The organism is Winogradskyella endarachnes (assembly GCF_009741275.1).
Lineage (GTDB): Bacteria > Bacteroidota > Bacteroidia > Flavobacteriales > Flavobacteriaceae > Winogradskyella > Winogradskyella endarachnes.
Genome location: NZ_WOWS01000006.1, coordinates 41,617 through 54,024, shown reverse-complemented (window position 1 = coordinate 54,024; position 12,408 = coordinate 41,617). Strand labels below are relative to the sequence as shown.

Genomic DNA, 12,408 nt, shown 5'->3' with positions numbered 1-12,408 from the left:
TATGGAGCTTTTTTTATTTTTACATCTATGAAATTAAACATAAAAAACGAAACTTCTCGTCTTAAAGCTGTTATTTTAGGAACAGCAGAAAGTGTTGGGGAAATACCATCAATACAAGATGCTTATGACCCTAAATCTGTGCAGCATATAAAAGCTGGTACATACCCTAAAGAAAGTGATATGGTTATGGAGATGGAAGCTGTGGATGCTGTGTTTAAAAAATATGATGTTAAGGTTTACAGACCAAAAGTTATAAAGAACTATAATCAGATCTTTTCAAGAGATATAGCTTTTGTGATTGAAGATAAATTGATTAAAGCAAATATTTTACCTGACCGTGAACGTGAATATGAAGCCATAGACCATGTGTTGGACGAAATAGGTGAGGAAAATATTATTATTCTACCAGAAGAATGCCATGTAGAAGGAGGAGATGTAATGCCTTGGAACAACTATATTTTTATTGGCACTTATTCCGGAGACGATTATTCTAACTACATCACTGCTAGAACCAATATGGATGCCGTGATTGCAATACAAGAATTGTTTCCACATAAAATTGTGAAATCATTTGAATTAAGAAAATCTAACACAGACCCAAAAGAAAATGCATTGCACTTAGACTGTTGTTTTCAGCCTATCGGAAAAGACAAAGCAATTCTGCACAAAAATGGATTTTTAGTAGAAAAGGAATATGAATGGCTCTTAAATTTTTTCGGAAAAGAAAATGTATTTGAAATAACAAAGGACGAAATGTATAATATGAATAGTAATGTCTTTTCTATTTCTGAAGATGTTATTATTTCTGAAAAGAATTTTACTAGATTAAATACCTGGTTAAGAGAAAATGGCTTTATAGTAGAAGAAGTTCCTTATGCTGAAATTGCGAAACAAGAAGGTTTATTAAGGTGTTCTACTCTACCTTTAATTAGAAAATAGGGCTACTATTTTCTGTATAGAAAATAATTATTAACAAGATTAATGTATTCTTGTTTAGCTTCATCTTGGGTAATGTCTTTAACCTGAAATAAAGCGTTTGTTTTAAAAGCATTAATTATAGGTTTACGGCTACTAGGTCGTGTATAGTTATTTGTTGCTTTCTTGTAATAAGCGTATAAACGTAATAGAAAATCTGCAGGAAAAGGCTCTGTATAATCGTTTACACGATCTACAGCTGCATTAAATTCTATATCTAATTCTTTTGAAACCATCTAAAAAGATTACTTCATTTCTGCAATAACAGATTCTCCTCCACGAACTTTTTGGTTTAGCTCTACCTTAATATCTGCATCTAACGGTAAAAATAAATCTACTCGTGATCCAAATTTTATAAAACCAGAATCAGCACCTTGTTCTACTGTAGTCCCAACTTTAGCATAGTTTACAATGCGTTTAGCTAAGGCACCTGCAATTTGCCTATGTAATACTTTACCAAAACTTTCGTTTTCTACAACAACGGTTGTGCGTTCATTTTCTTCACTTGCTTTTGGGTGCCAAGCAACTAAATATTTACCTGGATGATATTTGCTAAACGTAACATTACCATCTATAGGGTATCTTGTAACATGGACATTAATTGGAGACATAAAAACAGACACTTGTATACGTTTGTCTTTAAATACTTCATTCTCTTCAACTTCTTCAATGACTACAACTTTGCCATCAACAGGAGATAAAGCTTGTTTATTGTTTGCATGTGTGTTTCGTTTTGGGTTTCTAAAAAATTGAAGTATAAGCACAAAAAACACTAGTACAACTAGCATTAAACCTTTTCTTAACCACTCGTTAGTTATGAATTCGTCGATTAAAAAAAATGAACCGACTACCATAACCAATGTTATGAATATAATTTTATGACCTTCTTTATGAAACATGAGTTGTAATTCTTAAAAATAAATAAATAAATGGTGATGCAAATATAATACTATCTAGTCTATCGAGAAGCCCACCATGTCCTGGCATAATAACGCCACTATCTTTTACACCAGCTTGACGTTTAAATTTTGATTCAATTAAGTCTCCTAGAGTGCCTAAAACACTCACTATTATCGCAAGGATTAACCAATAATTAAAATTAAGTGTCTTAGTTAACAGTGCAATAAAATAACTAGAAATACAGGCAAAAAATAAACCTCCTAAAAATCCTTCTACTGTTTTTTTTGGTGAAATGCTAGGAAACAGTTTTTGTTTTCCAAAATTCTTTCCAACGATATAAGCGGCACTATCATTTACCCAAACTAATATAAATCCGCCAAGTAATAATAATGGTGTAAATTCATTATTAAAATTAGCTACTAGAAACATAAATAAGAAACCACTGGTTAAATAAAATGTGGTTACGATATAGCGTTTAGTTTGAAACAAAGGAATTTTCTTAGTTGTAAACAAATCTTTAATTAATATTAGGTTTACAAAAATTGTAATTACTAAAATAATTTGTATTGCCGCTTTACTGCTTGTTGAGTGGTTACTTTTATAGCAGAAAAACCAGACTCCAACATAAATAATTAAGAAAATAAGATACTGAATGCTAGATTTAAGCTTAATAAGTTTACTGAATTCTGCTAAACTGATAAATCCTAATATGCCTATCAACACAAAGGAAGTTTCTTGCATAAATAGCGAACCTATTAACAGCAAAACGTAGATTGCACCAGAAAGTGCTCTTGTTGCTAATTCTTTCATTATAGATCTTCTAATAGAAGCAGGTACAAGTTTTTAGAACTACTTCCATAAGTTAAAAAGTCCTTATCATCTGCAGTTTTAAAATGCTTTATTGTTGTAATGTTTGTTGGTATTGCGGCTTTACTTTTTGCTTTAATACCTTTTAAACCTTCTCCAATGGTTTCAACAAATTGGCTTGTTGTTGCATAAATGATAAAATGATCGGGTAATTCAATTAATTTTTTTTCCGCAATTTGATTCGATGAAATTAATAACGAGCCATCATCAGAAATTAAATATTCACAAGTTGAGAGAAAATATGTACTTTCCGATAGTTTAGAAGAACTATTGAGATTAAAATCTTTAAACAATTCCGTTAACCGTTTGTCTATTAAAAAAACTTTATCGTTATGCCAATTATTTTCATCTAGGATAGCGTTAAAACTTTCTTTTACTTCTTCAAGATTTTCGCAGTATAAAAATTTACCACCATTGGCTTTAAAGTTTATGGTAAAACGTTCATCAGCAGGTAGTTTTACTTCAGGCATATATTTGCCTCGCTCTTGATTTGGTATGTCTTCTTCAGTCTGTTCTGACTTTTTTCCGAAGATTTTACGAAATAAGCTCATTCAATAGTTGCGATTAATCCTAACGTTTGTGATAATTTCAAATATAAAAAAACTTAAATTAACTATTGGTTAATTTAAGTTTTTTATATGATTATAGAGTAGTAAGATTACTCTTCTTCCTCAGTGATAATTGATTTTTCAAAAGCACGTTCACCAAATATCTTTTCTAAGTTATCTTTAAAAATCACCTCTTTATCTAACAGTACTTCTGCAAGTTCAGTAAGTTTATCTTTATTGTTTTCTAATAACTCAATAGCTCGTTGGTATTGTTTTTCAATAATATCTGATATTTCTTTATCTATCAGTTCAGCTGTTTTTTCACTATATGGTTTAGAAAAACCATATTCTGATTGTCCTGAAGAATCGTAATATGTTAGGTTACCAACTTTATCGCTAAGGCCGTATACAGTAACCATTGCTCTAGCTTGTTTAGTAACCTTTTCTAAGTCACTTAATGCACCCGTAGAAATTTTATTAAAAATTACTTTTTCTGCAGCTCTACCACCTAATGCAGCACACATTTCGTCTAGCATTTGTTCTGGTCTTACAATTAAGCGCTCTTCTGGTAAATACCATGCCGCTCCTAAAGATCGTCCTCTTGGTACAATAGTAACTTTAACTAATGGCGCAGCATGTTCTAACATCCAGCTCACCGTAGCATGGCCAGCTTCATGAAAAGCTACGGCTCTCTTTTCTGAAGGTGTAATTATTTTATTTTTCTTTTCTAAACCACCTATGATTCTATCAACAGCATCTAAGAAATCTTGTTTGTTTACTGATTTTTTGCCTTTTCTTGCTGCAATTAAAGCCGCTTCATTACACACATTAGCTATGTCTGCACCTGAGAACCCTGGAGTTTGTTTAGCTAAGAAATCAATATCTAATGTTTCTTCTTTTTTTAGTGGACGTAAGTGTACTTCAAAAATTTCTTTACGTTCTCTAACATCTGGTAAGTCTACATAAATTTGTCTGTCAAAACGTCCAGCTCTCATTAAAGCGCTATCCAATACATCAGCTCTGTTAGTTGCAGCTAATACAATTACGTTTGTATTTGTTCCAAAACCGTCCATCTCTGTCAGGAGTTGGTTTAGGGTGTTTTCACGTTCATCATTAGAACCAGACATATTGTTTTTACCTCTTGCTCTACCAATGGCATCAATTTCATCTATAAAAATAATGGATGGAGATTTTTCTTTAGCTTGTTTAAATAAATCTCTTACTCTAGAAGCACCTACACCAACAAACATTTCTACAAAATCTGAACCAGATAAAGAAAAGAATGGAACTTTAGCCTCTCCAGCAACGGCCTTTGCTAATAAGGTTTTACCTGTACCAGGAGGTCCTACTAATAATGCTCCTTTTGGTATTTTACCACCTAAGGCTGTATATTTTTCTGGGAATTTTAAGAAATCTACAATTTCTTGTACTTCTTCTTTTGCACCTTCTAAACCTGCAACGTCTTTAAAAGATGTTTTGGTATCTGTTTTCTCATCAAAAAGTTTTGCTTTAGATTTTCCGATGTTAAATATTTGTCCACCAGCGCCTCCGCCTCCGCCAGAAGACATACGACGCATAATAAATATCCATACACCTACAATTAATACAAATGGTAATAATGAAATTAATATATCACCAAAAGCATTGTTTTCTATGTCAGCATCTCTGGTTGTAGATAAATTATTATCCTTTATAATTGTGTCAATTTTATTTTCAAAATTCTGAAGGTCACCAAATTTTAGGGTATAATTAGCTTCATTAGCTGCAGGTAAAAATCCTTTTGGTTTAGCATTTTTATGTACATCTTTTTCTAATGCTGCTTTGGTTAAAAATACTTTTGCCGTTTTAGTATTACTAATAACCATAACTTCTTTTACATCACCATTTTTTAGGTAGGTTATAAAATCTGAAGTTTTGATTTCTTTTGAACTGTCAAAAGCACTACCTCCAAAAATTTGGATAGAGATGAAAATTGCTATAATTATTCCGTAAATCCAATACGGACTAAATTTTGGTTTCTTATTGGTGTTTTTATTGTCTTTAGCCATTCGTAGCGGTTCTCGTATTAGTAACTTGTTTCTATTTGGGTAGTTTTAGCGTCTCCCCAGAGACTTTCTATATCGTAATACTCTCTAATATGTTTTTGAAACACATGTACAACAACATTGACATAGTCCATTAAAACCCATTCAGAATTCTCGGTACCTTCAATATGCCAAGGTTTGTCTTTTAGAGATTTGCTTACTTGTTTTTGTATGGAGTTAACGATTGCGTTTACTTGTGTATTAGAAGTTCCTTCGCAGATTATAAAATAATCACAAACTGTATTTTCAATTTCTCTTAAATCTAGTAGAGTGATTTCTTTTCCTTTAACCTCTTCTATGCCACCAATAATTGTTGTGATGAGCTGGTCTACAGGGATTTTATCTTTCGTCATTAAATTGTGTTAATTTTGTGCAAAGTTATTATTTTTTTAGTTCTTGTGGGCTCAAAATGTCATAAGAAAACTATAAAATAAAATTGCCATATTAAATGTATATAATCAAACTTAATGCCATTGACTCAACAAACTCCTATTTAAAAGACTTAGTTTCAGCTGCTACACAAAAGGATTACACTGTTGTAGTGGCAGAGACGCAGACAAAAGGTCGAGGTCAAATGGGTTCTCAATGGCAAACTGAATGTGGTAAGAATCTAACAGCTAGTGTGTTTAAGCGAATTTTGTCGGGTAAAATAAGCGATCAATTTTACATTAGTATGGTAGTTGCTCTTTCAATTTATAAAGCATTACGTGCTTTTGAAATTCCTAAACTAAGTATTAAATGGCCAAACGACATTTTGTCAGCAAACACCAAATTATGTGGTGTTTTAATTGAAAATGTCATAAAAAGCAATCATCTTCAAGGTTCAATTATAGGGTTTGGTCTTAACGTTAATCAGAAAACTTTTACTAATCTACCACAAGCTTCGTCAATGCAATTGGTAACCGGAAATACCTATAATAAAGACGAAGTACTTTCTGAAATATTAACACAGTTAGAACGATACTTTAACCTTTTTGAGTTAAATTATTTTGATGAGATAAAATCTGAATATGAAAGTCTTCTTTTTAGAAAAGATAAACCGTCAACGTTTCAGACTTTAAACAATCAAAATTTTACAGGTATAATAAAAGGTGTGACCGAAACCGGACTTTTAAAAGTTTGGACCGAAGATGATATTATAAAAACCTTTGACCTAAAGGAAATAAAGCTATTGTATTAAATAGCTGTTTTCATATTAGTGACTAAAGTCTCAATAAATTTACCAATTGGGCCTTTAATCATCATTGCCATCATAGCATTAAATTCACCTTCAAAATTTAATTTCACATCCGTTTTATTAGCTTCAAGTTCTGTAATATCAGCAATTAAAGCAAAATCTAATTTTCCACCAGCAGCACCTAAAACTATTTTATTGTTAGCTACAGCCTCTTTTTTCTTCAAGACAATTTCTGGCATTCCTTTTAAAGCAAAGAGAAACTTATCGTTTTCTAAAACTTCAAATTTGCTAATGTTTTCAGGCATTAAGCTTTCAAAATTTTTAACGTCAGATAGAAAGGTGAATGTTTCTTCTGCGGACTTATCTAAAGTTACTTTTGGTGATTCTAATTTCATTTATAATTTTGTTATGTTGTTATACCGAAAACAAATTCAGTAGTCATAGATTTGATGTTAATTTGAAAAAGTTAAGCTAATCTACTAATTTAATATATCAATTAGCGTTCCATTTACTCGGATTAGCATTCCATTGTGTTAAAATGTCTTGTTGCTCTTTGGTGATATAAAAAGTGTCTACAGCTTGTTCTAATAGGTTTTCGTAATTACCAAGGGTGTGTAACTGAACGTTGGCATTTTTAAAGTTATCTGTAGCAACCTGAAACCCATAAGAAAAAATAGCCACCATTCCTTTTACATGTACTTCTGCTTCATTTAATGCTTTTACGGCATTAAGACTACTCATTCCTGTACTTATTAAATCTTCTACAACGACTACAGTTTGTCCTTTTTCTATGTAGCCTTCAATTTGGTTTTGGCGACCGTGTTTTTTAGCTTCTGGCCTTACATAGACAAACGGAAGGTTTAGGTATTCTGCTACCAATGCACCAATACCAATTGCACCTGTTGCTACACCAGCAATAACATCTGGTTTGCCATAGAGTTCTTCTATGTTTTTTGCAATGGTTTCCCTTATGTAATTTCTAATTTGAGGATATGAAAGTACAATTCTGTTATCACAATAAATTGGTGATTTCCAGCCAGAAGCCCATGTAAAAGGGTCGTTAGGCTGTAGTTTTATAGCATTTATTTGAAGTAAAACTTCTGCTGTTTTCTTGGCTGTATCTTTGTTGAAAATCATGCTACAAAAATAATGAATTTTCGAGGTTAGAAAATTTAATTTGAAAATAAATTTCATTTCAAATAGATTCTCGTAAAAAATAATAAATTTACAGTTCTAAAGGAAAAAGAACCCTAACGATGTACACTATTTATGTAGGTGATAAACCTATTATTCTTACTACTGAAATACATAAAGAGACGGACTTTAAAACCTTCCTATTAAATTCTGTAAATATTGGTAAGGTTATTAAAACCTTAAATAAAACTGAATTAAAGGCTGTACATTTGGTTCATAAAAATCCAGATAAACTTTTAAAAAAATTCTTGAAACTTTTGCCTAATGTGGTTGCAGGAGGCGGAAAAGCTTATAATGCTAAAAACGAAATTCTTTTTATTTACCGAAATGAAAAATGGGATTTACCAAAAGGAAAAGCAGAGCGTAAAGAATCTATAGAAGAAACCGCTATACGCGAAGTAGAGGAAGAAACAGGTGTTAAAGGTTTGGAAATTGTTAAACCTTTGCCTACCACATATCACATTTTTAAGCGTAATGGTAAACATAGAATTAAAGTAACTTATTGGTTTGAAATGAAAACTAACTTTGAAGGCAAACTGTTTCCGCAAATAAAAGAAGGTATTACTAAAGTAGAATGGTTAGACGAAAAAGCATCTAAAAAAGCCTTAGAGAATAGCTATGCTAATATTAAAATTTTGGTTTAATTTCAGGTCAAATACCTTTAAAATCTGTTCTTATAGTTAAACTACATCTCAACACAACGTTTAAATCTCACTTTAGGTACAAGCATAAATCACAATGTTTTGCTTGAAACATCTCAGTTTTTAATTTAGTATACGATAAATAGGATATTGCAAATGCGCTGGTTCATAATGTTTGCTTTGCTTGTGTAGCCAATCTAATTGCGCATACCAATTATTAGCAAAATCCTCTTCGTAACTAATTTTTATGTTGTATTCCATTTGGATTTTTGGATTGTTTTTTAATAATTCTTCGGCTTTATCTTCCCAAACATAAGGAGAAAACCCTTCTTTTTGTTGTAAAATAGTATCAAAGAAATTCCAATTAAAAAATGAATCTGGCGCAGATGGTTCTAGGGTTTCAAGGAGATAACGCATTGCTTTTTGTTTAGTGTAAACGATATAATCTCCTTTTCTAAAAGTGATGTTTTTGTTTTTAGAATTTACATTAGTATTAAAATGGGCATAGTGGCCTTCGTAAGGTTTTTTTCTAGTTTCAAAAGCACCAATTTTGTAAGCCTCTACATTTATAAGCGTATCTTTTTTGAATTGGGAGAATTCCACATTATTTATCTTTAATAAATCTATAATAGTATACCAACCTTGTGGAATAATGTATGCTTTTGGTATTACAATTTCTTCAGTTGGTTTAAAATAATTTTGATAAGTTATCTCTTTTATAAAAGGTTTTGATTTATCGTATTTTAATCGTTTAGCACCTGTTAATTCGCTAGCAATCATTTCACCTTCATAACCTTTAAATTTTAGTGTAGAGGTTTTGGAGGTGTCTATTTCCCATGCTAAAGGGTAGTTGTCACCAGCTTTCCATAAACTAGTTTGTTTTGTTCTTAGCTGTGTTATTTTATCACCTTGTTCTTCTGTGATTTCTATCATGCTTTTCATTAATTCATAAGTACCTATAACACGTTGTTTGTATGGTTTTAGCATATGTGTTTCTATCATCATTCCTAAGGAATTAAATAGAGTAGTGTAACCTGTAGAATATCTAGGTGAATCTAAAAACTGAGAAAAACCAGAATCTGGTGTACGATTAAATACATTAACGTAAGGTGTAATATCCCACGATTTTTCTTGTAATTTTTGCTCTAATTGAGGCATCATTTCAGAATGTATAAAATTGCCTAATGGTCCGCCTAGTTTGTTATGTTGTGTAAACAAGTGCGTTAGCGTGTATTGGTAGTCTGTACCATTACTTACGTGGTTATCTATAAAAACATCTGGTTGCACTAAATGAAAAATTTGCGCAAATGCCTTAGCGTTTTTAGTATCAGACTTTATAAAGTCTCTATTTAAATCGTAATTTCTGGCATTACCTCTAAAACCATATGATTTTGGACCGTTTTGATTGGTTCTAGTTGTAGAGTTTCTGTTTAAACTTCCTCCAATATTGTAAATAGGTATGGTAACAATAATGGTGTTTTTTGGTGCTTCAATTTTACCTTGGGCAAAATCTCTAAATAGCACCATAGTGGCATCAATTCCGTCGGATTCTCCAGGATGAATACCATTATTAATTAGTAGTATTCTGTTGTTGGTTCTTAAATTTTCAAAAGTATCTTCAGGGCCATTCATATTTAAAGTCACCATATGTAAAGGTTCTCCAGAATCGGTTTTACCCATGCTTTTAATGCTTATTTCAGGATATTGTGCCGCTAAATCATTATAATAGGTGATTGTTTGTTGGTATGTGGCTGTTTCTAAACCGTTACTTTTTTCAAAAACAGTGGTGAAGTCTTTGGTAGATGGTTTATCTTCAGTAATTTGCTGTTCTGTTTTGTTGTTGCAAGCGTATAACAATAGAAGTAAGAGTAGCAATTTTTTCATTATGATGTATTTTTTCTAAATTTAGCTATTTTTATTGACATGAAATCACATCAATTGTCATTTGGCTAGATTATAATACTGAAAAATAATTTGGCTGAAGTTATCATCAATCAGGGTATATTAATGGATTTGGAGATGGTAGAAGAATACCATCAATTTTTAATCAATCATTTAAAAGCTCCGTTTTCTTTATTAATAAATAAAAAATATGATTATACGTATACTTTTGAAGCTCAAAAGAAAGTAGGTGCTTTAGATGAAATTAACCGTATTGCCGTTATCGTTGAGAGCTTTATTGCTAAAAAATCTACAGAGTTTCTAATAGCAATTAATGAGCCAAGTGATTGGAATATAAGGATTTTTAATGATAGAAATTCTGCACTAAATTGGGTAGAAAATGAGGGTTGATTTTTAGTTATTATTGTATCGGAAATGAATAACTTTGCACAACTTTATTTTAAACGGTATGCAACAAACAACTAATTCTATTTTAATGATTCGACCTATTAATTTTAGGAAGAATGAACAAACAGCTGTAAATAATTATTTTCAAGAAGATTTAGAGATTAAGAATGCCGAAATAAATATTAAGGCACAAGAAGAGTTTGATGTTTTTGTGCAAAAATTAAGAGCTGTTGGAGTTAATGTTATTGTAGAAAGTGATGATGAAAAAGATGATACACCAGATTCTATTTTTCCTAATAATTGGGTGAGTTTTCATAGTAATGGCGATATCGCAAAATACCCAATGTTTGCAGAAAACAGGCGTAAAGAGCGAAGAGATGAAGTTTTTATTAGACTAGAAGAAGAAGGATTTAAAATTGAAAATATAATAGACTACACATCTGCAGAGCAAGAAGAAATATTTCTTGAAGGAACAGGAAGTATTGCGCTAGATAGAGTAAATAGAAAAGCCTATTGTGCTTTGTCTCCAAGGGCAGATGAAGAACTGTTTATTGAATTTTGTGAAGATTTTGAATTTACACCTGTAATTTTTACTGCGAACCAAACAGTAGACGGAAAACGATTGGCAATTTACCATACCAATGTTATGATGTGTATTGCAGAGAATTTTGCTGTAATTTGTTTAGATACTATTGATGATAAAAAGGAACGAAAGAATGTAGTGAAACATCTAAAGCAAGACGGTAAAGAAATTATAGCTATTACAGAAGAGCAAATGCATCAATTTGCAGGAAATATGTTACAAGTTAAAGGTTATAACAATCAACTTTATTTGGTTATGAGCGCTGCTGCACATAATAGCTTAACGCAAAATCAAATTAAAACTATAGAAAAATATTGTCCTATTCTCTCGAGTTCTTTGGAAACCATTGAAACATGTGGCGGCGGAAGTGCACGTTGTATGATGGCAGAGGTGTTTCTTCCTAGAAGCTAATTATTGTGTTTTGAATGTGTTTAACTTAGATTATTGTATAAAGTTTATTGTTTTACTTTAATCAATTTTATTAAAGATATAACCGCTTTTTTCTGCTCCCCAAACATAGTTGCCTTGAGCATCAAAACCGCGATCCCAAGAGATAACTTTATCTTCTAAGATTTCTACTTCACTGCGTGCATAAGAGGCACCGCGCATTGTACTTATACAAGTGTTATCACCAGTTTTGCCAATAAACTGTTTTGGAGCAATGCGTTTAAGTATTACTTCGCAACCTTCTTTAAGTGCAATATCTTTTAAAGTAATAGAATCAAAAGCTTTTGGGTTTTTCCATTTACCAATCCAAAGCGAGTCTGTATCTAATTTATAAATGGCAGAACTAAATGTGCTATCCGTATCTCTTTTTACCTCGTAAATTCTTTGTCTATAAGGTTTGTTAGGTGTACTTGTAAGTGATTGTTCTACATACAGAAAGTTACCTTTGTCTTCCCAAATAGGATACATGTGTAAAGAAATATTATAATAGGTTGAATCTATTTCGGCTTGTATGGCAGAATTAAAAGATCCTTGCATTAAGGTAAATAATTCCTTTAGTTCCAAATCTACTTTTACCGTATCTTTTGTCTCTTCATTGACTTCTTTTTTTGTCTCGGTTTTACAACTTAAAATAGATAATACAATAATAAAAGGAAGTAAGCGCATCATAAATATAAAATTTAGAAGCTAAATATACTTAAAA

The 12,408-nt window shown here is 31.5% G+C and carries 15 protein-coding genes; 5 read left to right on the top strand and 10 right to left on the bottom strand.

Going from position 1 to position 12,408, the window contains the following annotated elements; genetic code table 11:
* The first annotated feature begins 27 nt into the window (after window positions 1-27).
* The gene (locus GN138_RS13685; protein WP_157364573.1) at window positions 28-939 is read left to right on the top strand and encodes a dimethylarginine dimethylaminohydrolase family protein; all 912 of its coding nucleotides are present in this window, start codon (window positions 28-30) and stop codon (window positions 937-939) included.
* 5 nt (window positions 940-944) lie between these two features.
* On the opposite strand, the gene GN138_RS13680 is transcribed toward GN138_RS13685, so the two are convergent.
* From GN138_RS13680 to rsfS, 6 genes are all read right to left on the bottom strand, one after another.
* Entirely contained in the window at window positions 945-1,211 is a 267-nt protein-coding gene (locus GN138_RS13680; RefSeq protein WP_157364572.1) for an acyl-CoA-binding protein, read from the bottom strand.
* 9 nt (window positions 1,212-1,220) lie between these two features.
* Window positions 1,221-1,874: a phosphatidylserine decarboxylase family protein gene (locus GN138_RS13675; RefSeq protein ID WP_157364571.1), complete on the bottom strand. Its 654-nt coding sequence runs from the start codon at window positions 1,872-1,874 to the stop codon at window positions 1,221-1,223.
* Window positions 1,864-2,685, bottom strand: coding sequence for a phosphatidate cytidylyltransferase (locus GN138_RS13670; protein WP_157364570.1), 822 nt, complete (start codon window positions 2,683-2,685; stop codon window positions 1,864-1,866). Before GN138_RS13670 ends, GN138_RS13675 begins: the two co-directional genes overlap by 11 nt.
* Window positions 2,685-3,293: an LUD domain-containing protein gene (locus GN138_RS13665; protein WP_157364569.1), complete on the bottom strand. Its 609-nt coding sequence runs from the start codon at window positions 3,291-3,293 to the stop codon at window positions 2,685-2,687. The genes GN138_RS13670 and GN138_RS13665 overlap by 1 nt, the downstream gene beginning before the upstream one ends.
* Window positions 3,294-3,400: 107 nt before the next feature.
* Window positions 3,401-5,338 carry an ATP-dependent zinc metalloprotease FtsH gene (gene ftsH, locus GN138_RS13660; RefSeq protein WP_157364568.1) on the bottom strand — a complete coding sequence of 646 codons (1,938 nt, stop codon included), beginning with the start codon at window positions 5,336-5,338 and terminating at the stop codon, window positions 3,401-3,403.
* A 17-nt stretch (window positions 5,339-5,355) separates the two neighbouring features.
* Complete coding sequence (gene rsfS, locus GN138_RS13655) at window positions 5,356-5,727, bottom strand: ribosome silencing factor (RefSeq protein ID WP_157364567.1); 372 nt, start codon at window positions 5,725-5,727, stop codon at window positions 5,356-5,358.
* 95 nt (window positions 5,728-5,822) lie between these two features.
* Between rsfS and GN138_RS13650 the strand changes: the two genes are divergently transcribed.
* A complete protein-coding gene (locus tag GN138_RS13650; RefSeq protein WP_157364566.1) occupies window positions 5,823-6,554 on the top strand; it encodes a biotin--[acetyl-CoA-carboxylase] ligase in 732 nt (243 codons plus the stop codon).
* Here GN138_RS13650 and GN138_RS13645 read toward each other — a convergent pair.
* Together GN138_RS13645 and pyrE are read right to left on the bottom strand one after the other, a co-directional pair.
* On the bottom strand, window positions 6,551-6,946 hold the full coding sequence (locus GN138_RS13645; protein ID WP_157364565.1) for an SRPBCC family protein: 396 nt from the start codon (window positions 6,944-6,946) through the stop codon (window positions 6,551-6,553). The genes GN138_RS13650 and GN138_RS13645 overlap by 4 nt on opposite strands.
* A 97-nt stretch (window positions 6,947-7,043) precedes the next feature.
* Window positions 7,044-7,688, bottom strand: coding sequence for an orotate phosphoribosyltransferase (gene pyrE / locus GN138_RS13640; RefSeq protein ID WP_157364564.1), 645 nt, complete (start codon window positions 7,686-7,688; stop codon window positions 7,044-7,046).
* Between the two features lie 119 nt (window positions 7,689-7,807).
* Here pyrE and GN138_RS13635 point away from each other — a divergent pair, with 119 nt between their 5' ends.
* A complete protein-coding gene (locus GN138_RS13635; RefSeq protein WP_157364563.1) occupies window positions 7,808-8,389 on the top strand; it encodes an NUDIX hydrolase in 582 nt (193 codons plus the stop codon).
* Window positions 8,390-8,509: 120 nt separating this feature from the next.
* Here the strand turns inward: GN138_RS13635 and GN138_RS13630 are convergent, their stop codons facing one another.
* Window positions 8,510-10,270 (bottom strand): M14 family metallopeptidase, encoded by a 1,761-nt coding sequence (locus GN138_RS13630; protein WP_157364562.1) that lies wholly within the window; start codon window positions 10,268-10,270, stop codon window positions 8,510-8,512.
* Between the two features lie 90 nt (window positions 10,271-10,360).
* Here GN138_RS13630 and GN138_RS13625 point away from each other — a divergent pair, with 90 nt between their 5' ends.
* Window positions 10,361-10,678 carry a hypothetical protein gene (locus GN138_RS13625; RefSeq protein WP_197429356.1) on the top strand — a complete coding sequence of 106 codons (318 nt, stop codon included), beginning with the start codon at window positions 10,361-10,363 and terminating at the stop codon, window positions 10,676-10,678.
* Window positions 10,679-10,736: 58 nt separating this feature from the next.
* Complete coding sequence (gene ctlX / locus GN138_RS13620; RefSeq protein WP_157364561.1) at window positions 10,737-11,669, top strand: citrulline utilization hydrolase CtlX; 933 nt, start codon at window positions 10,737-10,739, stop codon at window positions 11,667-11,669.
* A gap of 57 nt (window positions 11,670-11,726) precedes the next feature.
* Here the strand turns inward: ctlX and GN138_RS13615 are convergent, their stop codons facing one another.
* A complete protein-coding gene (locus GN138_RS13615; protein ID WP_157364560.1) occupies window positions 11,727-12,374 on the bottom strand; it encodes a chromophore lyase CpcT/CpeT in 648 nt (215 codons plus the stop codon).
* Window positions 12,375-12,408 lie beyond the last annotated feature (34 nt).